Consider the following 26663-nt stretch of genomic DNA (forward strand, 5'->3'; position numbering starts at 1 on the left):
ATCAAGCAGCCTCAGTTTCCCGATAATCGGCATAACCGTTGGCCTCGAGCTCGAGCGCCAGCTCCTTGCCGCCGGTCTTCACGATGCGGCCTGCATGCATCACGTGCACCGTGTCGGGCACGATGTGGTTGAGCAGGCGCTGGTAGTGGGTGATGACCAGGAAGGCGCGATCGGGCGAGCGCAGGGCATTCACGCCCTCGGACACGATGCGCAGAGCGTCGATGTCGAGGCCGGAATCGGTTTCGTCCAGAATGCAGAAGGACGGCTGGAGCAGCGCCATCTGCAGGATTTCCATGCGCTTCTTCTCACCGCCTGAGAAGCCGACGTTCAGGGCGCGCTTGAGCATGTCCTTGGGGATCTCAAGCTGGGTGGCGGCGGCGTTTACGCGCTTGATGAAGTCCGGCGTGGTCAGCTCGTCCTCGCCGCGCGCCTTGCGCTGGGCGTTGAGGGTAGCCTTCAGGAAGGTCATCGAGGCGACGCCGGGGATCTCCAGCGGATACTGGAAGGCGAGGAACACGCCGGCGGCAGCGCGCTGGTCCGGCTCCATCTCCAGCAGGTTCTCACCATTGAGAAGGATCTCGCCGTCGAGGACCTCGTAGTCCTCCTTGCCGGCGATCACATAGGACAGGGTCGACTTGCCGGAGCCGTTCGGCCCCATGATGGCGGCAACCTCGCCCTTGTTCACGGTAAGGTTGAGGCCGTTGAGAATGCGCTTGTCCTCGATCTGGACAACCAGGTTCTTGATTTCGAGCATGATATTTCTCGCTTAAGCAGACAGTTTCTTTTCAACTGTCTCAAAGAATTTCTTTTCGATCTCTTGAGCAGATAGTTTCGGCGAAAGCTTCTTATTAAGAAGGGTTAACTCGCCAGTATCCTCAAGAACGAGATAAACTCCATCTGCAAAGCCAACTGCCTCACCAACTCCTTCAACGTAGTTGTGCATTGGGGCGTAGCCGACGCCTACCATGTTATTCTCAAGATCGACGTCTAGCTTTAGCCCGAGGCTGTTGTATTCAGCTTCTCGTGCAGAAGCTGCATTTGCGACATGTTGAAGGATCGCTAATGCAGTTCCTAATTCCGATTCACTCATTACCCCACCGAGCCTTCCAGCGAGATCGAGATCAGCTTCTGTGCCTCGACTGCGAACTCCATGGGGAGCTGCTGCAGCACGTCCTTCACAAAGCCGTTCACGATAAGCGCCGTCGCCTCCTCTTCCGAGAGGCCGCGCTGCTGGCAATAGAACATCTGATCTTCGGAGATCTTCGATGTGGTCGCCTCGTGCTCGAATACCGCGGTGGCGTTCTTCGACTCGATGTAGGGCACCGTATGGGCGCCGCACTGGTTGCCGATGAGCAGGGAGTCGCAGTTGGTGAAGTTGCGCGCGCCGGTCGCCTTGCGGTGGGCCGAGACCAGACCACGATAGGTGTTCTCGGAGCGGCCAGCCGCGATGCCCTTCGAGATGATCCGGCTCGTGGTGTTCTTGCCCAGATGGATCATCTTGGTGCCGGAATCGACCTGCTGCATGCCGTTCGACACCGCGATCGAATAGAACTCGCCGCGGGAATTGTCGCCGCGCAGGATGCAGGACGGATACTTCCAGGTGATGGCGGAGCCCGTCTCCACCTGGGTCCAGGTGATGACGGAGTTCTTGCCCCGGCAATCGCCGCGCTTGGTCACGAAGTTGTAGATGCCGCCCTTGCCCTGAGCATCGCCCGGGTACCAGTTCTGGACCGTGGAATACTTGATCTCGGCGTCGTCGAGGGCCACGAGCTCGACCACAGCCGCGTGGAGCTGGTTCTCATCACGCTTCGGAGCCGTGCAGCCCTCGAGATACGACACGTATGAGCCCTTGTCGGCGATGATCAGGGTGCGCTCGAACTGGCCCGTGTTCTTCTCGTTGATGCGGAAGTAGGTGGACAGCTCCATCGGGCAGCGCACGCCCGGCGGGACATAAACGAACGACCCGTCGGTGAAGACCGCCGAGTTCAGGGTCGCGAAGAAGTTGTCCGTCACCGGCACGACCGAGCCGAGATACTGCTTCACGAGGTCGGGGTATTCCCGGATCGCCTCGGAGATCGGCATGAAGATCACGCCGGCCTTTGCGAGCTCCTCCTTGAAGGTCGTGGCGACCGAGACGGAATCGAACACCGCGTCCACGGCGACCCGGCGTTGCGGCTCGACGCCGGCCAGGATCTCCTGCTCGCGCAAGGGGATGCCGAGCTTCTCGTAGGTCTTGAGGATCTCGGGATCGACCTCGTCGAGCGACTTCGGCGCAGGATTCTTCTTCGGCGCGGCGTAGTAATAGATGTCGTTATAGTCGATCTTGTCGTACGACACGCGCGCCCAGTTCGGCTCCTTCATGGTGAGCCAGCGCTTGTAGGCGTCGAGGCGCCACTGGAGCATCCACTCGGGCTCGCCCTTCTTGGCCGAGATGAAGCGGATCACGTCCTCGGAAAGACCCTTTGGGGCCTTCTCCATTTCGACCTCGGTCTCGAAGCCGTACTTGTACTGATCGACGTCGATCAGACGAACCTGATCGATCGTTTCCTGCACTGCAGGCATCTGTCTCTCCCACCGCTCACGGTTTCAAGGACCGCGGGTTGATGACCTGGAAATCGAAGCGGAGCCTTGACTTAGGCTGCGCTCGCCTTCCGCTTATATAAGGTGCCGACCACCCTTTCGCACGCCTCCGCAAACCGGATCACGTCCTCTTTCGTGGTCGACCACCCCAAACTCACACGCAAAACACCCTCGGCGACGGCTGGCTCCACGCCCATGGCGTCGAGCACATGCGATCGCTTGACCTTTCCGGACGAGCAGGCCGAACCGGAGGACAGGGCAACCCCTGCCAGATCGAAGGCGATCAATGCCGTTTCGGCCTTGAGGCCGGGTATGGCAAAGGCGAAGGTATTAGGCAACCGCTCAGCTTGCGCACCCACAACAACCGTGTCAGGCGCAATTCGGCGAAGTTCGACCTCGGCCTCAGCCCGCAGAGCCCGAAGCCTTCCGGCCTCCTGCTCCAAGTTGACCAGAGCGATCTCGGCCGCAGCGCCGAAACCCGCGATAGCCGCCACGTTCTCGGTGCCGGCCCTGAATCCCTTTTCCTGCCCACCGCCCCGGATCAGCCGGTCTGCGATCTCGAACTGGTCGGAGGCGAGAACCACCGCACCGATTCCCTTCGGCCCGCCGATCTTGTGCGCCGAAAGGGTGAGCACATCGACCCCGAGCGCCGCCATGTCGACGGGAATCTTTCCGGCGGCCTGAACTGCATCGGTGTGGATCAACCCGCCATGCTCATGAACGAGGCGGGCCGCCTCGGCCACGGGCTGAAGCACGCCGGTCTCGTTGTTGGCCAGTTGAATGGAAACCAGAACACGTTCGTCGCCGGTACGCTGGAGATGGGCCTCAAGCCAGGCCAGATCAACGATTCCGTTGCCATTGACGGGAATGATCTCGACAGCGTCTGACCGGAAACGATGCCCGTTGAGCACACAAGGGTGTTCGGCAGCTCCGAGGAGGAGCCGGGTCGCCCCCGCCTGCCCCAGTCGGCGGAAGCCCGGCGTCAGAACCAGATTGGCCGCCTCGGTGCCGCCGCTCGTGAAGATGACGTTCTTGGTCCGTGCCCCGATGAGGCGTGCCACTCTCTCGCGGGCAGTTTCCATTTCCGCTCGCGCGGCGCGACCTTCCGTATGAACCGAGGAGGCATTCCCGGGAAGCTGAAGAGCACGCAGCATGACCTCGGCAACCTCCGGCCGCAGCGGCGAGGTCGCATTATGGTCGAGATATGTACGCTGGCCTGCCGCCATAGCCGCCGTGAGCCTCACGAAATTCTTGCAATCGACCTAGGTTGCCGTGCTAAAGCACCACAACCACATCTGTCCGATGTCTCATCCGCTGAACAAAGCCGCTCGGATGAATCGAAACATTGGAACATTTTAGAACAGTTCTAAGGGTTCTTTTATGAGGATCCGCGGCCTGGAGTCAAGGTCGTCACGGGTTTTCCCTCTCCCGATGGAGGGGTGAGCAAGAGGTTCGCGTCTATGCCTGAAGTCATCTTTACGGGTCCTGCCGGTCGCATCGAAGGGCGCTATCAGCCTGCCAAGGAAAAGGGCGCTCCCATCGCCATCATCCTGCACCCGCACCCGCAATTCGGCGGGACGATGAACAACCAGATCGTCTACAACCTCTACTATGACTTCGCGAAGCGCGGCTTCTCGGTCCTGCGGTTCAACTTCCGCGGCGTCGGCCGCAGCCAGGGCGCTTTCGATCACGGCCAAGGCGAACTCTCCGATGCGGCCGCCGCCCTCGACTGGGCACAGGCCATGAACCCGGATGCCCGCGCCTGCTGGATCGCCGGCGTGTCCTTTGGCGCCTGGATCGGCATGCAGCTTCTCATGCGCCGCCCGGAAATCGAAGGCTTCATCTCGATTGCCGCCATGGCGAACCGCTACGACTTCTCGTTCCTTGCTCCCTGCCCGTCCTCCGGCCTGTTCGTCCATGGCTCGGAAGATCGGGTGGCTCCGGTCAAGGACGTGATCAGCGTCATCGAGAAGGTGAAGACCCAGAAGGGCGTGAAGCTCGAACACGCGGTGATCGACGGCGCCAACCACTTCTTTGACGGTCGGGTCGACGAACTCATGGTGTCCGTCGACGAGTACCTCGACAAGCGCCTCGGCACGACGGAAGAGGCAGCTTAAAAGCCTCCATCTTTCTATAAGACAAAAAGGGCGCCGGCTGATCGATCAGCCGGCGCCCTTCCCGTTTAAGTCACGTCGAGATCGTACTGCCCAACTACACAAGCAGGAAGTTGGAATGTGTTAGAGCCAGGCCTTTCGAGATATCGGCAAACTTGACTTGAGCCGTAGCTCCCGCGCCATCAGCGTCGTAGAACAGCTCGCCAGTCGTGTTGTTGTAAATGATCTGGCTATACTGCGTGGTTGCCCGTGTCCCGATGCTGAAGTTCCACTCTACGAGGCCGCCTGAGTTGTATGCGTAGAGGCCTGTAAACACTCGGCCATCCAACTCAATCTTGTCTTCCGAGACGCTGAAATCTGCTATGATATCGACATTGCTCGTACCTAACGCTGCGTCGAACCGGAACCGATCAGCACCTGCAGCGCCGACCAGATGGTCGGAACCCGCACCACCGGAGAGCGTATCGCTGCCTTCCCCACCGTGAAGATGATCGTTGCCGCCCCGTCCCTGCAGGAGATCGCTACCCTCAAGACCCGAAAGCGCGTTTCCGCCTTCATCGCCATTCAGAACGTCACCGAATGTCGAGCCCTGCAGACCCTGGATGGCGTTATAGACGTCGCCTGCCGCTTCACCCGTATTGGTGGCACGGTTGGCAAGATCCGCGGTCACGCCTGAGGTGGCATCCATGTAGGACGCCCAGTCGAAGCCGCCGCCGCCGATCAGGATATCGCCGCCTGCACCGCCGTTGAGGATATCGTCGCCGGCGCCGCCATCGAGATGATCGCCCCCGTCGCGGCCATGCAGCACGTCGTTGCCTTCGAGACCAGAAAGCGCATTGCCGTTGCCATCGCCCGCAAGGGAGTCGCCGAAATTCGAACCCTGCAGGGCTTCGATCTCGATGAAGCTGTCGCCCGCGGCTTCCCCCGTATTGACGCTGCGGTTGACGAGGTCCACCCGTACGCCTGAGACCGCGTCGGCATAGGACGCCCAATCGAAGCCCTCGCCACCCACCAGGACGTCGGCGCCGAGCCCACCGCGCAGAATGTCGTCGGAACCCAGACCATAGAGAATGTTGTTCTTGGCATCCCCCGTCAGAATGTCGGTATACGCGGTACCGGCCACGTTCTCGATGCCGTCATAGCTGTCGCCGGCAGCCTCCCCGGTGTTGAACTGCGGCTTGGCCAGATTGACCGATACTCCCTGCCCGTTGACGCCATTGTAAGCCGCCATATCGCCGAGACCGGCGCCGCCGATCAGACGGTCGGCACCGGCGCCACCGTTGAGAATGTCGTCACCCTCGCCACCTTCAAGGGTGTCGTTACCGGCACGACCGGTCAGAATGTCGTTTCCGCCGAGTCCGGCCAAGGCATTGCCCCGGGAGCTGGAATCTCCTGAAAGATGGTCCGCATGGTTCGAGCCCTGCAATCCGCGGATCTCGATGTAAGTATCGCCCGCAGCCTCGCCTGTGTTCAGGCCCGTGTTCGAAAGATCGGCCACGACGCCTGAGGCTGCCTCCATGTATGAGGCCCAGTTGAAGCCCTCTCCGCCCACCAGCACGTCGGCACCCAGGCCACCCCGAAGGATATCATCGGATCCGAGACCATAGAGAATATTGCTCTTGGCATCGCCCGTCAGGACATCGGCATAGGCGGTGCCGGCCACGTTCTCGATGCCGTCATAGGTATCGCCCGCAGCCTCGCCGGTGTTGAATTGCGGATTAGCCAGATTAACTGTGACTCCCTGACCGCCGACACCATTATAGGCTGCCATGTCGCCAAGCCCGGCGCCGCCGATCAGCCGGTCCGCGCCAGTTCCACCGTTGAGGATGTCGTCACCAGAACCACCTTCAAGCGTATCGTTTCCAGCTTGCCCGGTTAGCACATCATCCCCTCCAAGGCCCTGAAGAGAATTGTTGGCTCTGTTGCCCAGTATCTGGTCCTTGTCGTTGCCGCCAATTGCGTTTTCGATCAACGAGCGACCATCGTCGTTATACTGGAAAGCATTGTAAACGTTACCGTTGACCGTGGTCGACACGGTCTTCTTAGCAAGCTGCGTGGTAGAGAACCGAGAGAAGCCACCAGGCGTGAGATCGATTACAGCGCCTTCGGAATAGTTGGACAGATCGTAAGTATCGATACCGCCACCATCCCAAATCGTCAGGAAAATACGGGCGCTTTCGGTTGCACCCTGACTGACTCCGTTGACATACATCTCACCTGTGGCGGAATTCCAATTATATCGGGTATTGTTGTTGTTTGTCGTGAAATCCGCTCCGTACATCGCCTGCAAGGCAGCAATATCGTATTGCATGAAAGACTGCGGGCGCTCTAGCGTGTCATTATACGACATCACCGTGTATTCAGTGCTATCGTGGGCAGCAGACATCCTCGGAAGACCGTCAACATGATCGTGCGAATGCTTGAGCCCTAAGGAGTGGCCGAGTTCATGCATAGTCAGGAAGTAAGCGTAAGTGCCCTTACTGAAATTGTTATACCCCTTAAGATTTATCCATGTATCGCCACCATACAATGGCACGCCAGGATAGTACCCATGACTGCGACTGATGACAGATCCTGGCTCAAAACCAGCAACTTTAATATCGGCACTATCGCGGCCAACATATGAAACACCGGTATTCACGTACCCGGCTACTGTGCCCATAACACGATGAACCGCGTCTTCACCGGAACTTGAGAGTCTATAAAATCCGGATGCGCTCGGGTCTATCAAACCGTAATCGGATTTAGAATCGGGCAATGAATATGTTATCGTCGATCCACTCCACTTAGTTCCTGTCATCAAAGCATTTACATCGCTATCGGCATGATCAGGCTTAAAGTACTGCACCCCCCAAAATGACCAAGACGGAAATACGGTCGCCATATAAGAGAAAAATTTTAGAGGGAAGGCTGAGACACTATCGTTGACCCAGTTCCAAGCAGAATTGGCGAGATCCTCAAGCTCATTTCCTATGTCTTCGACACGATCGGCTACCCACCGCCCTGCGGATCTGAAAGCATCTGAAATCCAAGACATCGGACACACCCTAATTTAATAATGTTACATTAACATAAAGTATGGCTCAGCTTTGTCAATGTTCCGTCCTCTATATAGGATATTTATCCTATAAATGAATCTTCCTGCATGGCTCCAACCATAATTCCACAGGTAGCTGGGATAGTCGGATTTAGGCATCTCGTATTGCCTGACCATTTCCGCTGCATACAAGACTTACAGCTTAACCGGTGGCAAAACCGCGTGAATTTCACTGCCGAAGCTGCTAGAGGTCCCACTTCTTGACCAAACCCGATGAGAGAGACGCGATGAACGCGCCGAAATCCGATTTTCTGAAGGTGCTCACCGAGCGGGGCTTCATTCACCAAACCTCCGACTTCGAAGGTGTGGATACGGCGGCCCTGGAAAATCGGCTCACCACCTATGTGGGCTATGACTGCACCGGCCCGTCTCTCCACGTGGGACACTTGCTCTCCATCATGATGCTGCACTGGCTGCAGAAAACCGGGGCCGGGAAGCCGATAACCCTCATGGGAGGCGGCACGACCCGGGTGGGCGATCCTTCCGGCAAGGATGAGAGCCGCAAGCTCCTGACCGTCGAGCAGATCGAAGCCAACAAGGACAGCATCAGGACCGTCTTCTCGCGCTTCATCTCCTTCGGAGACGGCACGTCCGATGCCATGATGGTCGATAACGCCGAGTGGCTGACCAAGCTCAATTACATCGAGTTCCTGCGCGACGTGGGCCGGCATTTTTCCGTCAACCGCATGCTGTCCTTCGACAGCGTGAAGCTGCGCCTCGACCGGGAGCACGAGCTGTCGTTCCTGGAATTCAACTACATGATCCTCCAGGCCTATGACTTCGTGGAGCTCAACAAGCGCTATGGCTGCGTGCTGCAGATGGGCGGCTCGGACCAGTGGGGCAACATCGTCAACGGCATCGATCTCGGCCGTCGCCTCGGCACGCCGCAGCTCTATGCCGTCACCTGTCCCCTCCTGACGACAGCCTCCGGCGCCAAGATGGGCAAGACGGCCTCAGGGGCGGTCTGGCTCAACGCCGATATGCTGAGCCCCTACGATTACTGGCAGTTCTGGCGCAACACCGAGGACGCGGATGTCGCCCGCTTCCTGAAGCTCTTCACCATTCTGCCCATGGACGAAATCGCCAAACTGGAAGCGCTCCAGGGCGCCGACATCAACGAGGCCAAGAAGGTTCTCGCAACGGAAGCGACCGCCCTCCTCCATGGCCGCGAGGCGGCGGAACTGGCTTCCGAAACCGCCCGCAAGACCTTCGAGCAGGGGGCGCTGGCGGAGAGCCTTCCCACCATCGAAGTCCCGTCAAATGTGCTCGAAGGCGGGCTTGGGGTGCTGGCAGCCTTCGGGCCGGACTACGCCAAGCTGGTCCCGTCATCAAGCGAGGCGCGCCGGCAGATCAAGAGCGGCGGCCTCAGGGTCAATGATCAGGCCGTATCGGATGAGCGCGGGACCCTGAGCCTGTCGGATGTGACAGTCGAGGGCGTGATCAAGCTGTCCTTCGGCAAGAAGAAGCACGTGCTCCTGCGCGCTGTATAAGGTCTTACCGGTCGGGAGGCGTCGGTAGCGAACCGGTCTGCGGCGCGCTCTCGGCTCCCACGCCGAAGAGCTTGCGCAGGAATCCCGGCGCCACCGCCGAGAGCGGGTTGACTGACAAGGACGGTGCGCTCGCCTGCCCGTTCAGGCGGAAATTGACGGCAAACAGTCCCTCATTCTGCCCGCCGCCCAGCAGCGGCCCAAACAGCGGCACCTGGGCGAAGACGTTGTTGAGCCCGTAGGCCGGGACGAAGGTTCCCGAGACATCAAGGCGGTCGCGGGCATAGTCTATGAACCCGCCCAGGGTGAATCCGATCTGGTTGCCCCAGATGGCCGCATCCTTGAAATCGAGGCGTCCGGCGCTGCGGGAGAACTCCAGCCTTGCCTTGGTGAACTGGACCTCGTTCACATCGACCCGGACCATCTGTGGTCTCCCGGCCTGATCGCGTCCCGCGACGATCTGGGTCTGGGTCGGGATGATGCGGCGCAGAGCCGGTTCGTTGACCAGCGCGAAGGAGTGCATGATCACATGTCCGGCCTGCGGCTCGTCGCCGGTGGAGAGCTGCAAAATGAGATTGCCGCGCGACATGCGCTTGTAGATGTCGGTGAACCGCAGGAGCGCGCCCGCATCCTCCGCTTGGAGGATGACCACCGGGCTGCCTCCAGCCTGGGGAATGGTGCGGCCGATGATGTCGGTCGCGCCGAGGCGCCCCTTCAGGTCGAGCTGGCGCAGGCTGTCCTTGCGCATGGCCGCCTTGACGGAGGCATTGGTGATCGCCTCCTCGTTGAAGCCGGTCAGGATATTCAGGTTCAGATCGAGGTCGAAATCCTTGCTGTCCTTGCTCGCCGATCCGTTGCGCCCGCCCGCGGGAGCCGTTCCGCCGCCTTTCACGAAGGGGCGCGCATCGCCCACATTGCCCCGGATCGTGACCTTGTAGATCCCGCTAGAACGCTCGATCTGGGCGCGCATGTCGTCGCCCGGCGAGAGCTTTAAGGTCGAAAGCTCCGCCTTGTCCAGGCCGCCCTCGTTGGTCAGCGTGGCATGGCCCCGCAGCTGGACATTGCCGCTGTCGAGCTGAAGGTCCCGGATCTCGCTCGTCGGCCCCTCTACCATGGTAAAGGTGAGCTTGCCCGGCCGGCCGGCCGGCTTCACCCAGCCCGGCACGAGCTGGTCGATTCCGGCCTTGGCCAGATCCGCCTCGACATTGATGACCGATGGCGCATTCTCGCCCAACGGCAAGCTGGCCTTGAGGCCGACGGTGCCGGTGAGCTGAGAGCCGAAGGACAGCCCTCGTCGGCTCCGTGCAGCCTCGTCGAGAGAGAAGGCCACGCTGGCCTGTCCGCCCTGCCGGTTCTTCTGGAGATCGATGACGGCCGTGCTACCGGCGAGCTTGCCATTGCCTTTGACAGCGAGATCGCCCCGGTCATAGGCGATCGTGAGGTCGGCGCCCTCCAGGCGATCCTTGCCGAAGAAACCATCGACACCGAAATCACTGACCGTTCCACCGACCTTCAACGGCAGGTCCTTGAACGCGGGAATGTCATGGACCGGCAGACCGATGCCGACCCGCAGATCCGTTCTGCCTTTCATGGTGGCGGGATCGATGTTGAAGCCTGCGATCTCCTTGATCCGTGGCTCCAGGAGGAGCGCACCGAGGCCGTCGGCCCCTCCCGTCAGGCGGAAGTCTATCCGCGCCACCCCGTTGTCGTCCCAGTAATTGTCCAGGACGAAGGCCCCCTCGGAAGCCGACAGGGAGCGATTGTTCGCCATCTGGACGAGGCCCACCGGAGCCCGGACGAGCACCTTCTGTCCGGTCACCTGGCCGGTCGCGTTCAGGCCTGAGATCGGCGGGATGCCCTCATCGACCTGCAGGGTGCCGTTGGAGACGGCAAAGGCGATCTTCAGGGATTCGTCGGGTGTCGGGCCGCCATTCAGTGCCTTCTCGATGTCGGCCCCGGTCATCGCCACCTTGAGATCGATGGACTCAAGCAGGCCGGCCTTCAGATGGGACACCAGATACCGCCGGACTGGGGGAGCCACGGCTTCCGGCCAAATTCGCAAGGCCGAACGGATGTCGGTTTTCTCGGCGCGCACATCGAGCCTCAGCCCCTTCGGGTCGGCGGTGGCAGCGAGGAGGCCGCTGATGCGGGCGGAAAGCTCGGGGCCTTTGAGCGTGATGCCGTTGATCCTGACACCATCGTGTCCGGAGAGGTCCGCCGCGAACTCGCTGACCTGCAAGGGCCGGTCTCCTGCCGCAGCGCCTGACCAGGTGATGTCCCGCCCCCCGAGGCTCAGGCGCCAGGGCTCATTGCCGTTGGCCGCCAGGAGACGACCCTGCAGGCGCAGGTTCGTTTCCCCGCCTTTCGCCTCAATGCGCGGTAATTCGAGAGCCTTCGCGCTCTCATTCCAGTTGGCCTCTATGACAGCCTTCTCGACCGGGAATGCAGATGTATCCTCGTCCTGGATCTGGACCGTCCCGGGACTGCTCTCGAGCCGAGTCTTCAGCTCCGTGACCCGTCCTTCCGCAAAGGCAAGGTCGAATCGGCCCGAAAATTCGAGATCGGTGCTGGCCGGCACCTCGGAGGCTCCGGAGAGCAGGAGAATGTCCGTGATCGGCGCCCTGTCGGCCACGATGCTGGCCCGGTACGTGTCCTTGCCGTCCACAGTCGCATCGCCATTCAGCTGCCAGGATCCCTGTGGTCCCTCGACCGTGGCGGCGAACTGGCGCCCCCCGTTCTCCGTCCAGTCGAAAGCTGCGTCGACGCGCTGGAACCTCGCCCTTTCGCGGCCATCCGCATCGATGAAGACGAGACGCGCATTGGTCAGCTGCGCCTGATTGAGAGAGTTCAGAACGCTTCCGGGGCCGACGATCAGCTCAAGCAGCGACCCGACTGTGCCGGACACTGGGGAAGGCCCGTCAACGTCGCGGGCCATCGATGCAGCGGCTTCTTTGGAGGGCTCCTGTACGGCCGGGGTGGGCTGGGCACCCTCCCCCTCAACTTCCTGGACGGGCGAGAAGGAAAGCGAGCCGTCCCGGTTCACCCGAACCCGCAGTTGAAGGTCGCGCACCTCGACGGCTTTGGGCTGAAGATTGGCCGTCAGCAGCGAGGTCAGATCCACGCTCAGGATCGCATAAGGTGCCCTGAGCACGAGATCTCCGCCGGGAGCACGGATGTCGAGGCCATTGGCCCGCAGCGCTGGCGAGCCGTCATGCAACTCGATGGCCGTATTGCGCAGCGTGACGTTCCAGCCGGGCCCGATGCGGGATGCCAGCGCCTCCGCGACCCGCTCGGGCAGACGCCCGAAGCTCATGGGAGCCGCCGCCAGGCGCAGGTAGAGCAATCCGAAGGCCGCAGCCACGAAAACCAGCAGGCCAAGCTTCACATAGAGAGTGCCACGCAACAGGCGCCGGAGGAGGCTTCGCTTGGCCGGGTCTCGCCGGGACAACGTGTTACGCAGGGGCAGCTTCATTCTTGTGACGTCAAGCAATCCGGTTCTTGCGCATGAGCGCCATTCGGGGAATCAAGAAATATGACCTTAGCCGCCTCGGGGGCGTCCCGCGACTGCTTCCCCGTCAGTCGTGCACACCAGAGGTTTCCAAACAGTACATTCCGCCAAAAGGAAGGCGTTTCATGTCCCTTAGCATTGGAGCCAGGGCTCCGGACTTCTCCCTGCCTGCGACAGATGGTCGGGAGATCAGCCTCGACGGGCTGAAAGGCCGCAAAGTCGTATTGTACTTCTACCCGAAGGACGACACCAGCGGCTGCACCCTGGAGGCCCAGAACTTCCAGGCTCTGAGAGCCGCGTTTGCGGTCGCCGATACAGAGATCGTGGGCGTATCGCCCGACGGGCTGAAGAGCCATGATCAGTTCCGAGCCAAATACGGGCTGGATTTCACCCTGGCCTCGGACGAGGCCACGGCCATGCTCCAGGCCTATGGCGTCTGGGTCGAGAAGAGCATGTATGGCCGCAAATACATGGGCGTCGAGCGCACCACCGTGCTGCTCGACCGGAACGGTGTCATCGCCCAGGTTTGGAGCAAGGTGAAAGTGCCGGGCCATGCGGAGGAGGTGCTGAAGGCAGCCCAGGCTCTCGGTTAGCGACAGGATGGCTCATTGCGGCCAATTATGACAATATTCCATCGTCACATTATCCGACCTTCCTGAGTAGCAATCCTCTGATGTCTAACCACACAGCCATCCTCTCCGGCCAAAGCTGGAATGCTTCTTCCTCTTTGAAGACCGCCAAGAGACCCGTTTTTCTCACCTACAGCTTCAACGCCTTGTCCTGGGACTCGTCGAAGTTCGGCAGCGCTGACAGGGCCATGGCACAAAAAGCCCTGAAGATGTGGGGCGATGCCTGCGGCATCCAGTTTCTCGAGGTTAAAAAGGGTGATGCCGAGCTGAAGTTCCAGTGGGGTTGGACTTGGCAGGACGCCAGCGGTTGGGCAGAGTTTCCGGAACTGACCCGAGACAGCTTCGAAGGTTGGACGGACCAGGAAAGGGATGAAAGCGGCGGCAACATTTATCTGAACAGCCGGTACCGGACGGAACTCTCGCAGAGCTACAATTTCAAGCTTTACGTCCTGCTTCACGAGATCGGTCACGCGCTGGGCCTCAAGCATCCCTTCCACAAGATGCCTCACAACAAGAAGCTGCTGGGCTCGGACCTCGACAACGTCAAGCATACCGTCATGAGCTACACGGGGGCCGACCTCAAAATGGGGCCCGTCCAACTTGGAGCCTTGGACATCGAGGCCATTCGCGCCCTCTACGGCAATCCTTCTCAGGATGGGCGCCATGTGGCGACGTGGAGCTGGAACAAGACCAAGGCAACGCTGTCCCAGACCGGCAAGAGCAAGGCGGATACGATCTATGGCGTCAATGCCAAGGACGTCATCAAGGGAGCCAGCGGCAGCGACAAGCTCTACGGCTTTGCAGGAGATGACAGTCTGCACGGCGGACTTGGTAACGACCTCCTAAGCGGCGGAGAGGACGACGACGAGCTGTACGGGCATTTTGGCAACGATGTCCTGAGAGGCGGCATCGGCGACGACCTCCTGCGAGGCGACACCGGCAATGACAATCTCGGCGGCGGTTATGGCGATGACAGCTTGTATGGTGACGCCGGCAATGATGTCCTGAAGGGCGACGATGGCGAGGACATCCTGCACGGAGGTGCGGGGGGCGACAACTTGGATGGTGGCGATGACGATGACACTCTCCATGGAGACACCGACAGCGATGTTTTAAGCGGTGAGGACGGCAACGACACCCTGCATGGAGGTGCAGGCAGCGACATCCTGAAAGGCGGCGAAGGCACCGATCATTTTGTTTTCGATACTTGGTTCAATGGTGTCGACGACATCGACCTGATCGTGGACTTCGACTACGATACGATCGTTCTATCTTCGACGGTCTTCACCACTTTGGCCCCAGGATTTCTGAGCTATTCGGCCTTTGTGGACGGCATAACCGCGAAGGATGCGGATGACAGAATCCTCTTCAACGATGCCGAGCAATCCCTTTCATATGATCCAGACGGTTCCGGGCCCGCAGCTGCTCTGCGCTTCGCAAGGTTCCAGGAACCTGTATCGATCTACTCCTACGACTTTATTGTCGTATAGACCTGACGACTGATCGCGAGAGCCCACTCACTTGAGTGGGCTCTTTTACTAATGTTGATCTTATCCTGCATCGCAGCAACAGAACTGCGACTGCAGAAAGAGGCGTTTCAATCGATATCTTCCACCTCAGCCTCTCCGCCATAGACGCGCTGGGCGAGTGAGGCTTCCATAAAGGGGTCGAGGTCGCCGTCGAGAACGTCCTGCGGACTCGTGGACTGGGCGCCCGTGCGTAGGTCCTTCACCATCTGGTAGGGCTGCAGCACGTAGGAGCGGATCTGGTGGCCCCAGCCGATATCGGTCTTGGCGGCCGCCTCGGCATTGGCCTTCTCCTCGCGCTTCTTCAGCTCGGCCTCGTAGAGCCGGGCGCGCAGCATGTTCCAGGCGGTTGCCCGGTTCTTGTGCTGGGAGCGCTCCTGCTGGCAGGCCACCACGATGCCGCTCGGAATGTGCGTGATGCGCACGGCCGAGTCCGTGGTGTTCACGTGCTGGCCGCCCGCGCCCGAGGAGCGGAACGTGTCGATGCGGCAGTCGGATTCCTTGATCTCGATGTTGATGCGATCATCCACCACCGGGTAGACCCACACCGACGCGAAGCTCGTATGGCGGCGGGCGTTCGAGTCATAGGGCGAGATGCGCACGAGCCGGTGCACGCCCGACTCGGTCTTCAGCCAGCCATAGGCGTTGTGCCCCTTGATCAGGAGCGTAGCGCTCTTGATGCCGGCCTCTTCGCCGTCGGTGATCTCCAGAAGCTCGACCTTGTACTTCCGGCGCTCGGCCCAACGGGCATACATGCGCTGGAGCATGTTGGCCCAATCCTGGCTTTCGGTGCCGCCGGCACCCGAATGCACTTCCACATAGGTGTCGTTTGCGTCGGCTTCGCCCGAGAGAAGGGTCTCAACCTGACGGCGGGCGGCCTCGGCCTGGAGATTGCGGATCGCCTCCTCACCCTCACGGATCGTATCCTCATCCTCCTCGGCTTCGCCGAGTTCGATCAGGGTGATGGCGTCCTCAAGCTCCTGCTGGAGGCGTTTCACGGCCGAGATCTGGTCCTCGAGTGAGGTGCGCTCACGCATGATCTTCTGCGCGGCATCGGCGTCGTTCCAGAGGTTAGGGTCTTCGGCCTGAGCGTTCAGTTCCGCAAGGCGGCGCTGGGCGGTATCCCAGTCAAAGATGCCTCCTCAGCAGCCCGACTGACTGCTTGGTCTCTTCTACGAGGTGTTGAATTTCGGCGCGCATGGTTCCGTTCGTTCTGTCCGTGCCTGTGGTGACGGCGTCTTAGAGCATCGGGCCTCAAAGGGGAATGTACTTCGAGGCGCAGAGTGCCCTGAGTCGATCGGAGGAGCCCTTCAGCCCGGTAAGGCTGAAGGGCTTCCGCTTCTCTTGATGTGGATAGGCGTCGATATGGCGATGAGAGCCCGTCAGTACAATCCGCCGGGTCCCACGCCTCCGGCCTGTCGGGGCGCTGCTGGATTACCCTGGTACTCCGCCTGCGGGATCTCCTCAGGCTCCGGCGGCACGAATTCCGGCGGGGACTGTCCGGGCTTGAAAGCCTCGAGAATCGTGCCGCCGCCCTCGCCGCCCGCGCGAGTGCCGGTCGAGGCGTTGACGCGGATGAGCTTGATACCGGCCGGCACGCGGAACGGCGTCGCAGGCTTGTCCTTGAGCGCCATCTGCATGAAGTCGCGGAAGACCGGCGCGGCATACTGACCGGCCGTGGCCGCATTGCCGAGCGATTTCGGCTGGTCGTAGCCGAGGAACACGCCCACGGCGAGATCCGGCGAGAAGCCGACGAACCACACGTCCTTGGCATCGTTGGTGGTCCCCGTCTTGCCCGCGAGCGGCTTGCCGACGGCCTTGACCGTCTGGGCAGTGCCGCGCTGAACCACGCCTTCCAGGATCGAGGTGATCTGGTAGGCGGTGAGCGGATCGATCACCTGCTCCCGGTTCTCGGTGAGCTTGGGCGCGGCGCCGCCATCCCATTTTTCCGCGTTGCAGTTCGCGCATTTGCGGTCGTCATGACGGTAGATCGTCCGGCCGTTGCGGTCCTGGATCTGGTCGATCAGGGTGGGCTTGATGCGGCGCCCGCCATTGACGAACATGGAATAGGCCGCCGTCATGCGCATGACCGTGGTCTCGCCGGCGCCCAGCGACATGGAGAGCAGCGGCAGCATGTCGTCATAGACGCCGAAACGGCGTGAGTATTCCGAGATGACCGGCATGCCGACCTCGTTGGCCAGGCGCACGGTCATCAGGTTCTTGGAATGCTCGATCCCGTAGCGGAGCGTGCGCACACCGGTCGACTTGCCGTCGTAGTTCTTCGGCGCCCAAGCTTCCTGCCCAGGCCCCATGTCGAGAACGAACGGGCCGTCGAGAACCTGCGATGACGGGGTGTAGCCGTTGTCGAGGGCGGTGGCATAGACGATCGGCTTGAACGACGAGCCTGGCTGGCGCATCGCCTGGATGGCCCGGTTGAACTCGCTCTGGTCATAGGAGAAGCCGCCCACCATGGCGTGAACACGGCCCGTATTCGGATCCATGGCCACGATGGCGCCCGAGATCTCCGGCATCTGGCGCAGGCGGAACTGGCCGTCCTTATCCGCCAGAGGCTCCACATAGACCACGTCGCCGACCGAAACGGCACGCTCGACGGGTCGGCGGGTCCATTTCACGCCATCGGCCGTGATGGCGCCGGTCTCCCGATCCTTCACGACTTGGCCGGAGGCTTCGCGTCTGGGCTGAAGGCCGATCTTGGCCTGCCCGCGCGCGACTTCCAGCACCACGGCGAGGCGCCAGGGCTGAACGTCGCCGAGAACCGGCACCTCGGACAGGGCGAGGCCCCATTCGCGGCCGGCCAGATCGATCTTCTGCTGGGCGCCACGCCAGCCCCGCGCCTCGTCGAAGCGCACGAGGCCGTCCACCAGCGACTTGCGGGCCATGGCCTGCATCTTGGGATCGAGGGTCGAGCGGATCAGCAGGCCGCCCTCATAGAGGGTCTCCTCGCCGTAGCGCTCGGCGATGTCGCGGCGCACGCCCTCGGCGAAATAGCCGGACGCGATGCTGTTCGGGGAGACATTCCGCGGCTTGACGTTGAGCGGCTCCTTCTGGGCCTCGTCCGCCGCCTCCTTGGAGATATAGCCGTTGACGGCCATGCGCTCGATCACCCAGTTCCGGCGCTCGATCGCGGCCTTGCGCTGGCGGAACGGGTGGTAGTTGTTGGGGCCCTTCGGGAGCGCCGCGATATAGGCGGCTTCCGCAATGCTCAGTTCGTGGATCGACTTGCCGAAATAGTCGAGGGCGGCCGCCGCAATGCCATGAAGATTACGTCCCGGGGTTAGGGTCCCGAGGAAGATCTCGTTGAGGTAGAGTTCAAGAATCTTGTCCTTCGAGAAGGTCGATTCCATGCGTAGCGCGATCAGCGCCTCACGAATCTTACGCTCATAGCTGCGCTCGTTGCCGACGAGGAAGTTCTTGGCCACCTGCTGGGTGATGGTGGAAGCGCCCTGCTCCCGCGCCCCGCCCGAGCGCAGGTTGATCACGATGGCGCGCATCAGCCCTTCCGGGTCGATGCCCGGGTGCTTGTAGAAGTTCTTGTCCTCGGCCGACAGGAAGGCCCCGATCACGAGCTTGGGCACGGAATCGATCGGCACATAGAGCCGGCGCTCGCGGGCATATTCGGCGATCAGGCTGCCGTCCGACGCGTGGATCCGCGTCATCACCGGCGGCTCGTAATTCGCGAGCTGGGCGTGATCCGGCAGATCCTTCGAATAGAACCAGAATCCATAAGCGAGCCCGACAGCGCCGATCAGGAAGAAGATCGCTCCAACGCTGAAGAGGAAGCCGAAAAATCGTAGGACAAACCGCATCCGAAGGTATTCCATGACGGCGCCTTCAGGCGCCCGTTTATATCGATCTTGAAACGCGGACCCTCGTTATCCGATGAATCGCGCCCCCGCTACGGGTATCCACACTCATTCTATGGTAAAACTGCGGCAGCGCCCCTCCGGGCGAACCGGGTAGCGAAGAAACGATCGACGGCATTCGACATGGCCGAGACCATCTTGGCCCGCCATTCCTCGGACATCAACAAATCTAAGTCTTTTTGGCTCGACAGATAGCCAAGTTCGACAAGAACGGACGGAACGTCGTGGGCCCGCAGAACCTGGAAGCGCGCCTGCCGGTGCGGGTTCTTGTTGAGGCGTGCGACAGAATCGAACTCGCCCACAAGACGGGAAGCGAAGCCGTGGGAGAAGCCGCGGGTTTCACGAAGCGTCAGGTCCATCAGGATGTCGGACACGTCGTCCGGCATGTCGCCCGACTCGACGCCCGCCACCGCGTCGGCCTTGTTCTCGCGATCGGCCAGCCGTGCGGAATCCGCGTCCGACGCCCGCTCGGACCCGGTATAGACCGTCAGGCCCCGCACATCCTGCCCGCCTGAGATCGAGTCCGCGTGGATGGAGATGAAGAGATCGGCCTGGGCAGAGCGAGCGGCCCGCACCCGGTCGCCGAGGGAGACGAACACGTCATGGTCGCGGGTCATGAGCACCTTGTAGCGCCCGCCGTCCTCAAGCTTCTTCCTCAGCCGCTGGGCAAAGGAGAGCACCAGATCCTTCTCGGCCACGCTGCCCGAAGAAGCTGCCGCACCCGGATCGATGCCGCCGTGGCCTGGATCGATCATGATCACCGGGCGAGCATCCTTGGCAGCCTGCACGACCGGCGCAGGGCTATCCTTGGCCGGAGCGGCGCTCTCCAAGGCCGCCTTGCGGAACTCCTCCCGATCGACGCGGGAGAGCTCGATGGTCAGGATCGTGGCGGCGCCCGTCGCGTCCGGAGCGGTCGTCAGGCCGGACACGACCGCAGGCTGCGCCAACTCCATCACCACCCGCGAGCGTCCCGGCGCGAAAAGTCCGTAGCGGTAGGAGGCGATGAGCCCTTCCTTGCCGCGTCCGGCCTCGGCCGGAAGATGGAAGGCCACCTCCGGCAGGTCGATGATCAGCCGATCCGGGCGTTCCATGAGTGAGACCTGCGCCGTGACCGGCTTCGAGAGGGTCACCTTGAACCGGGTCTTCCCGCCGTCCGTCTCAACAGTAGCGGCTGCCGCGATGACCGGGGTTGCGGGCTTCGCGCCATCTCCTGCAGCCCAGGCACGCCCCGCCCCGGCAGCGAGGATGATCGCCACGAGGCACGCGCCGACAAAGCGTATGAGGAGGGAAAGAGGCATCGCTGATCGCTGGTTTTGAGCGTCCTTCCTATACTCTTAGGCGCCGCTTGGTTAACGGAACCTCACGCCGGGAGGCACTTTGCTGAGACTCTGTTGCATTCATGGCACAGTGAGACAGCATCTTGCCAAATGCCCCATTCGATCTGTAATGATCTTGATCCCGTCCGGCATGGCCGAATCTGACGGCGGCTCCAAGGGAGACGGTTGTGTTGACCGATCCTTCAGGGACCGCCTCACCATCGACAGGCTCACGGACAGGATCACAGGGCGACGCCTGTCGCCACTCGCCGATGGCCGGCTCAGCCGGCCCATCGATATCTACGAAAGGGCCGTCTCGAATGGTTGCACACACGAAGTCAGCTATGACCTTCGTTTCTGCATCGTTCGAATCGCGCGCATCCCTTCGCGCACGCCCCAGCACCACCCTTTCCGGCTCCGTGCCGGCCCAATTCAACCCAGAATGCGCCCCAACGCGGCGCAGGATGGCGATCGACAGCACTCCGAACGCAATTTCAGCCCGCCGCCTTTATCCGCGGCGTGCCTTACCGCCCACAATGCGGCCCCTGCCTCAGGTCCTGCCCTCGATCGCCATGTCGAGAGTTCAACATGGCAAACAAGATGCTCATCGATGCCTCCCACCCGGAAGAAACCCGGGTCGTGGTGGTACGCGGTCAGAAGGTCGAAGAATTCGACTTCGAATCCGCTAACCGGAAGCAGTTGCGCGGGAATATCTATCTCGCCAAGGTCACCCGGGTCGAACCGTCTCTCCAGGCGGCCTTTGTGGAATACGGCGGAAACCGCCACGGGTTCCTCGCTTTCAGCGAAATCCATCCCGATTACTACCAGATCCCGGTCGCTGACCGGCAGGCGCTGCTCGAAGCCGAGGCGGAAGCTCAAGCCGAGGAGGAGCACGAAGAGGAGAGGCGCAGCAACCGTGGCCGCCGCCGCCGGTCCTCGCAACGCCGCGCCCAGAATGATGAGACCGTCGTCTCGACCGAAGCCGAGGCGGGCACCGAGGAAGGCGTCGAGGCCGCTCCCGAAGGCCTGTCGTCCGGCGCCGCCGAAGGCACCGAATCCCTCGGTGAGACCGGTCCTACAGAGGCATCTGAAGCTGCGGCCCCGACCGAGGGCGCCATTCCCGAAGAGGGCGCTGGAGAAGACGCACTCGAGGCGGTCGAGGGATCGGCCCATATCGAAGCGCCGCAGGCTGACCAGGAGCCGGAAGACACCGAGGCTCGCACGACCGAAGACGATACGGACGCTGACGACGAGGATGAGTCCGACGAGGACGAGGACGACGTCGAGGAGCACGAGATCGTCGAGCAGCTCGGCGGCGACGACGCCATCGAGGATCTGCCCCCGCGCCGGCGCACCCCGCGCAAGCAGTACAAGATCCAGGAAGTCATCAAGCGCCGCCAGATCCTGCTGGTCCAGGTCGTCAAGGAGGAGCGCGGCAACAAGGGCGCGGCTCTCACCACCTACCTGTCGCTCGCCGGCCGCTATTCGGTGCTCATGCCTAACACGGGCCGGGGCGGCGGCATCTCGCGTAAAATCACCAATGCGGCCGACCGCAAGCGCCTGAAGGAGATCGCCCAGGAGCTGGAGGTGCCGGATGGAATGGGCATCATCCTGCGCACGGCCGGTGCCTCGCGCACCAAGCCCGAGATCAAGCGGGACTATGAATACCTGATGCGCCTGTGGGAGAGCGTGCGCGAGCTGACCCTGAAGTCCGCTGCCCCGGCTCTCGTGTACGAGGAAGGTTCCCTCATCAAGCGCGCCATCCGCGACCTCTACAACAAGGACATCGACGACGTGATGGTCGCCGGTGAGGACGGCTATCGCGAGGCCAAGGACTTCATGCGCATGCTCATGCCGAGCCATGCCAAGCTGGTCCAGCCTTACCGCGACCCGCAGCCGCTCTTTGCCAAGTTCGGCGTCGAGGCTCAGCTCGACGCCATGTTCTCGAATGTGGTGACGCTGAAATCAGGCGGCTATCTGGTCATCAATCCGACGGAAGCGCTCGTCTCCATCGACGTGAACTCCGGCCGCTCCACCCGCGAGCACAATATCGAGGACACGGCCCTTCGCACGAACCTCGAAGCCGCGGAGGAAATCGCCCGCCAGCTGCGCCTTCGCGATCTCGCCGGCCTCATCGTCATCGACTTCATCGACATGGAGGAGAAGCGGAACAACCGCGCGGTCGAGAAGAAGCTGAACGAGTGCCTGAAGAACGACCGTGCCCGCATCCAGGTGGGCCGCATCTCCCCGTTCGGCCTGCTCGAGATGTCGCGCCAGCGCATCCGCACCGGCGTGCTCGAATCCTCCTCGATCCCCTGCCCGCACTGCGCCGGCACCGGCTTCGTGCGCTCGACTCCGTCGGTCGCCCTCCAGGTACTGCGCTCGATCGAGGAAACTCTCATCAAGAATTCGGGCTACAACCTCGTGGTCCGCACCAGGATGGAGGCGGCCTTCTACATCCTGAACCAGAAGCGCATTCATCTGCGCGAGCTGGAGAGCCGTTTCGGCGTGGCGATCTCCATCGTGGCCGACGACACCCTGCAGGGCCACACCACCTACGCCATCGACCGTGGTGACCCGGCCCTGAAGCTGGAGCACAAGTCGGCCGCGACCGGCATCCAGATCGACGCCATCGTGCCGATCGACGAGCCTGTCGAGGAGGATGAGGTCGAGACCGAAGAGGAGACCGCCGAGGACATTCAGGCCGCTGGCGAAGAGCGCAGTGAGCAGGGCGAGAGCGAAGGCGACCGCCGCCGCCGCCGCCGCCGTCGTCGCCGTCGGGGCCGCGACCGCGAGGCCTTCGCCGGAGCCGACCAAGGCGACGAGAGCGCCGAGGGCGACGAATCTGAAGGCGAGTCCGGCGACGAAGAGGCAGAGGCCCAAACCTCCGAAGCCGAGGCTGCATCGGCCGAGGCCGGCGAATCCGATGAGGAGCGCGGCGGACGCCGCCGCCGTCGCGGCCGCCGCGGCGGTCGTGGGCGCGGCCGTGACGAGACCGTCGAGTTCGCCCAGGAGGAAGGCTTCGTCACCCCCGATCAGACGGAGGCGGCACCCGCTTCCGACGAGGTCGCTCCCGCTGTGGCCCAGTCCGTGACCGAGGCTCCCAAGCCGGTCGCCGAGGAAGAGCGCATCGTGGCTCCGCAGCAGCCCGTGGCCGAGGAGCCCGCCGCTCCCGCCCCGGTCATCCCGGAGCCCGAGCCGGTCGCCGTGGTGCTGACCCCGCCTGACCCGGAGCGCCCCAAGCGCGCCGGCTGGTGGTCCAAGGCCAAGTCGGTCCTGAGCGGATCGTAAGAACAAACAGAAATGCCCGGCTCAGTGCCGGGCATTTCCGTTTGAACTCTACACTGCTGCAGCCATCCGCTTTCTAGCAAACACTATCCTCATCCTGAGAAGGTCGGGTCAGCAACCGTCTCGAAGGAGGATCCAGCGCTCTCTGGAATCTCCTTCGAGACGCAGCCTCGCGGCTGCCCCTCAGGATGAGGTTGGTGGGTTAAAGCGAAGAAAGCATGGATCACCGGCAAAAGGCCGATCATGACGGGAGCTGTGCTACTTCAACCACCCCTTCAGCCGCGCCACGGTCTCGTGGCAATCGTTCTCGGAACCGGCGAAGGACAGGCGCAGATAGTGTGAACCCTCGATCGGGTCGAAATCCAGGCCTGGCGTCGCGGCCACTCCCGCCTCCTCAAGCATGCGCTTCGAGAAGCCGATGGAATCGTTCGTGAAGCGGGCGATGTCGGCATAGATGTAGAAGGCTCCGTCCACCGGGTGCATCTCGGTGATGCCGACCTTGGGCAACTCCTCCAGCAGATAGGCGCGGTTGCGGGCATAGCCTGCCTTGACGGCCTCAAGTTCCTCCATGGCGTCAAACGCTGCGAGTGCCGCCACCTGCGAGAGATAGGGCGGCGAGATGTAGAGGTTTTGCGCCAGACGCTCGATAGGCCGCACCAGCCGCTCGGGCACCACGATCCAGCCGATGCGCCAGCCGGTCATGCAATAGTATTTCGAGAACGAATTGATCACCACCGCATCGTCGTCCGAGGTGAGTGCGGTCGAGGCCGGCTCGCCGTAGGTCAGGCCGTGATAGATCTCGTCGGAGACGAACCACAGGCCGAGTCGGCGGCAGGTCTCGCCTAGCCCGGCCAGCGCCTTGCGGCCGATCATGGTGCCGGAGGGGTTCGCCGGGCTCATGGCCAGAATGCCGTGCAGGGGCTTCTCCGCATGGGCCTTTTCGATGGCCTCGGCGGTCATGATCCAGCCGTCCGCCTTGGCGAGCGGGATCGTCACCGGCTCGATGCCGAGCGCCTCCAGGATGTTGCGGTAGGCCGGATAGCCCGGCGCCGTGATCGCCACACGCTGGCCCTGATCGAAGAGGCTTAAGAATGCCAGCACGAACCCTGCCGAGGAACCGGTGGTGACCACCACCCGCTCCGGCGCGATGCTCACCCCATAGGTGTCGCGGTAATGCCGGGCAATCCGCTCGCGCAGGGCGGACATGCCCAGCGCCTCCGTATAGCCGATACGGCCAAGATCCAAAGCTGCCTTCGCGGCCTCGCGGGCGGCCCGGGGCGCGGGCGCCGACGGCTGGCCCACCTCCATGTGGATCACGCTGTCCCCTCGCCGCTCCTTGGCGGCGGCCGCGCTCAGCACGTCCATGGCGAGGAACGAAGCGACGCGGTCCATGCGGCGCGCGATGAGAGGCGAACGGAGATCGGCGGATGATTTGGTCATGGGCAGGGTCGTATCCCGTTGCGGGAGAGGCCTCAAGACGGTTCCGTGTCTTTCCCGGCCGGAGCGCAGCGGAGGGGAAGGAAATCCATGGTATTGATCCCATGAGAGGATCCCCGTCCCGCCCCCCGGCCGCCGGGGGATGACAACCAGCCGTTATAGATAGGCGCGAAACAAACCCGTGATTTGACGCCGCCCTCCTCAAGCCGCTAACTCGCGATAGGATAGACGAGTCTCAACTCCGCCTTGAACCGTGGTTAAGGAGCGGACTTGTTTCAAGGAATTCTCCGCAAAGGACCCAATATGCGCTCTTCGCTTCTCAAAATCGGCCAGGCTGTGGCCCTGCTCGGCACATTGGCCATGGCTCCCGCCGCTATGGCACAGAGCCCGGTCTTCACCGAGCAGCAGAAGCAGGCCATCGGCGAGGTCGTGAAAGAATATCTCCTGAAGAATCCGGAGGTCCTGACCGAGGTGATCTCCGAGCTGGAAAAGCGGCAGGCGGAAGCTCAGCAGGTGGCGCAGGCGGGCGCCGTGAAGGAAACTAGGCAGTCGCTCCTGAACGCCTCGCATTCCTATGTGGTCGGAAACCCATCCGGGGACGTCACGCTTGTGGAGTTCTTCGACTACAATTGCGGCTACTGCAAGAAGGCGCTGGCCGACGTTCAGACACTCATGAAGAGCGATCCCAAGCTCCGCGTGGTCCTGAAGGACTTCCCGGTCCTCGGGCCTGATTCCGTCGAGGCGAGCCGTGTGGCTCTCGCGGTCAAGAACCAGCTCCAGGGACAGAAGCTCTTCGACTACCACGTGAAGGTCATGGACACCCGCGGCCGGGTCAACGGCGAGCGGGCCATGACCGTGGCCAAGGACATGGGCGTCGATATCGGCCGCCTGCAGAAGGACCTGGAGAGCGCCGAGATCCGCAATGCCCTCCAGGAGAACATGGCCCTGGGCGACAAGCTGAGCCTCTCCGGAACCCCTGCTTTCATCGTCGGCGAGACGGTCATCCCCGGCGCCGTCGGCCTGGAGCCCCTGAAGCAGCTCGTGGATAATGTCCGCCAGTGCGGCAAGGCGAATTGCGGGTAGTTTCTCGGCGTCGTCCTCTGACTTGTTCCGAGGATCCACGTCTTAACCTCTCAAAAGACGTGGATAGCCGGGACCAGCCCGGCCACGAAGGGTGAAAAACGGCCCTCTGCCCTTTCGGAACCGCCGCCAAGCTTGGGAAAGCCCCGGTTTTCCCCTTTCCCCCTGCTCGCCTTTTGGCTAAGAGGGCGTTTCGGCTCCGCCTGACGGAGCTTCAAGGAACGCTCCTTATCCGATGACCACCGTCTTCGTCCTCAACGGACCCAACCTCAACCTGCTCGGCCGCAGAGAGCCTCAGATCTATGGCAGCACCACGCTGGCCGATATCGAGAAGCTCGTGCGCGAGAAGGCTGAGACCCTAGGGACGGCGGTCACCTTCCGCCAGTCGAACCATGAAGGACATCTGGTCGACTGGATCCATGAAGCGGGAGCGCAGGGCGCGGGCATCGTCATCAATGCCGGCGCCTACACCCACACCTCGATCGCGCTCCGCGATGCCATCTCCGGCAGCGGCGCTCCGACGGTCGAGATCCATTTGTCGAATGTTCATGCTCGCGAGGGCTTTCGCCATCGCTCGCTCATAGCGCCCGTCTCCGTCGGGGTGATCTGTGGTTTCGGGTCCATGAGCTACCTGCTCGGCCTGGAAGCGGTTCACCGGGTGATGGCCGAGCGGGGCCGCCAGGCGAAACCCTCCCAGCACTAGATCCTCAAAAAAGC

Annotated in this window: 17 protein-coding genes; 7 read left to right on the plus strand and 10 right to left on the minus strand. The window is 62.1% G+C overall.

Annotation, left to right across the window (positions count from 1 at the left end):
- Window position 1 precedes the first annotated feature (1 nt).
- From sufC to FHR70_RS12290, 4 genes are all read right to left on the minus strand, one after another.
- A complete protein-coding gene (gene sufC / locus FHR70_RS12275; RefSeq protein ID WP_183450561.1) occupies window positions 2-754 on the minus strand; it encodes a Fe-S cluster assembly ATPase SufC in 753 nt (250 codons plus the stop codon).
- Between the two features lie 12 nt (window positions 755-766).
- Entirely contained in the window at window positions 767-1090 is a 324-nt protein-coding gene (locus FHR70_RS12280) for a hypothetical protein (protein WP_183450562.1), read from the minus strand.
- On the minus strand, window positions 1090-2562 hold the full coding sequence (sufB, locus tag FHR70_RS12285; protein WP_183450563.1) for a Fe-S cluster assembly protein SufB: 1473 nt from the start codon (window positions 2560-2562) through the stop codon (window positions 1090-1092). The genes FHR70_RS12280 and sufB overlap by 1 nt, the downstream gene beginning before the upstream one ends.
- A gap of 71 nt (window positions 2563-2633) precedes the next feature.
- Entirely contained in the window at window positions 2634-3806 is a 1173-nt protein-coding gene (locus tag FHR70_RS12290) for a cysteine desulfurase family protein (protein ID WP_183451621.1), read from the minus strand.
- Window positions 3807-4040: 234 nt separating this feature from the next.
- Here FHR70_RS12290 and FHR70_RS12295 point away from each other — a divergent pair, with 234 nt between their 5' ends.
- Window positions 4041-4697, plus strand: a complete 657-nt coding sequence (locus FHR70_RS12295; RefSeq protein WP_183450564.1) for an alpha/beta hydrolase — start codon at window positions 4041-4043, stop codon at window positions 4695-4697.
- Between the two features lie 94 nt (window positions 4698-4791).
- Here the strand turns inward: FHR70_RS12295 and FHR70_RS12300 are convergent, their stop codons facing one another.
- Entirely contained in the window at window positions 4792-7731 is a 2940-nt protein-coding gene (locus FHR70_RS12300; RefSeq protein ID WP_183450565.1) for a M10 family metallopeptidase, read from the minus strand.
- 287 nt (window positions 7732-8018) lie between these two features.
- On the opposite strand from FHR70_RS12300, the gene tyrS reads away from it, so the two are divergent.
- On the plus strand, window positions 8019-9281 hold the full coding sequence (gene tyrS / locus FHR70_RS12305) for a tyrosine--tRNA ligase (RefSeq protein WP_183450566.1): 1263 nt from the start codon (window positions 8019-8021) through the stop codon (window positions 9279-9281).
- Window positions 9282-9285: 4 nt separating this feature from the next.
- Here the strand turns inward: tyrS and FHR70_RS12310 are convergent, their stop codons facing one another.
- A complete protein-coding gene (locus FHR70_RS12310) occupies window positions 9286-12750 on the minus strand; it encodes a YhdP family protein (RefSeq protein WP_183450567.1) in 3465 nt (1154 codons plus the stop codon).
- A gap of 161 nt (window positions 12751-12911) precedes the next feature.
- On the opposite strand from FHR70_RS12310, the gene FHR70_RS12315 reads away from it, so the two are divergent.
- Together FHR70_RS12315 and FHR70_RS12320 are read left to right on the plus strand one after the other, a co-directional pair.
- Window positions 12912-13379: a peroxiredoxin gene (locus FHR70_RS12315; RefSeq protein ID WP_183450568.1), complete on the plus strand. Its 468-nt coding sequence runs from the start codon at window positions 12912-12914 to the stop codon at window positions 13377-13379.
- 80 nt (window positions 13380-13459) lie between these two features.
- Complete coding sequence (locus FHR70_RS12320) at window positions 13460-14905, plus strand: matrixin family metalloprotease (RefSeq protein WP_183450569.1); 1446 nt, start codon at window positions 13460-13462, stop codon at window positions 14903-14905.
- Between the two features lie 107 nt (window positions 14906-15012).
- Here FHR70_RS12320 and prfB read toward each other — a convergent pair.
- The 3 genes from prfB to FHR70_RS12335 form a co-directional block, all read right to left on the minus strand.
- Window positions 15013-16141 (minus strand): peptide chain release factor 2 gene (gene prfB, locus FHR70_RS12325; RefSeq protein ID WP_183450570.1). Its coding sequence is split into 2 segments (ribosomal slippage): window positions 15013-16071 and window positions 16073-16141, totalling 1128 coding nucleotides; the frame shifts between segments, so codons are not numbered across the junction.
- Window positions 16142-16323: 182 nt separating this feature from the next.
- Window positions 16324-18768: a penicillin-binding protein 1A gene (locus FHR70_RS12330; protein WP_183451623.1), complete on the minus strand. Its 2445-nt coding sequence runs from the start codon at window positions 18766-18768 to the stop codon at window positions 16324-16326.
- A 110-nt stretch (window positions 18769-18878) separates the two neighbouring features.
- On the minus strand, window positions 18879-20123 hold the full coding sequence (locus FHR70_RS12335) for an N-acetylmuramoyl-L-alanine amidase (RefSeq protein ID WP_183450571.1): 1245 nt from the start codon (window positions 20121-20123) through the stop codon (window positions 18879-18881).
- A 606-nt stretch (window positions 20124-20729) separates the two neighbouring features.
- On the opposite strand from FHR70_RS12335, the gene FHR70_RS12340 reads away from it, so the two are divergent.
- Window positions 20730-23432, plus strand: a complete 2703-nt coding sequence (locus FHR70_RS12340; protein ID WP_183450572.1) for an Rne/Rng family ribonuclease — start codon at window positions 20730-20732, stop codon at window positions 23430-23432.
- A gap of 255 nt (window positions 23433-23687) precedes the next feature.
- Here FHR70_RS12340 and FHR70_RS12345 read toward each other — a convergent pair whose 3' ends face one another.
- Entirely contained in the window at window positions 23688-24869 is a 1182-nt protein-coding gene (locus tag FHR70_RS12345; RefSeq protein ID WP_183450573.1) for a pyridoxal phosphate-dependent aminotransferase, read from the minus strand.
- Between the two features lie 300 nt (window positions 24870-25169).
- On the opposite strand from FHR70_RS12345, the gene FHR70_RS12350 reads away from it, so the two are divergent.
- Both FHR70_RS12350 and aroQ read left to right on the plus strand, forming a co-directional pair.
- Window positions 25170-25949: a DsbA family protein gene (locus FHR70_RS12350; RefSeq protein ID WP_183450575.1), complete on the plus strand. Its 780-nt coding sequence runs from the start codon at window positions 25170-25172 to the stop codon at window positions 25947-25949.
- Window positions 25950-26181: 232 nt separating this feature from the next.
- Window positions 26182-26649 carry a type II 3-dehydroquinate dehydratase gene (gene aroQ, locus FHR70_RS12355; RefSeq protein WP_183450577.1) on the plus strand — a complete coding sequence of 156 codons (468 nt, stop codon included), beginning with the start codon at window positions 26182-26184 and terminating at the stop codon, window positions 26647-26649.
- Window positions 26650-26663 lie beyond the last annotated feature (14 nt).

It is taken from the genome of Microvirga lupini (assembly GCF_014191055.1).
GTDB lineage: Bacteria > Pseudomonadota > Alphaproteobacteria > Rhizobiales > Beijerinckiaceae > Microvirga > Microvirga lupini_A.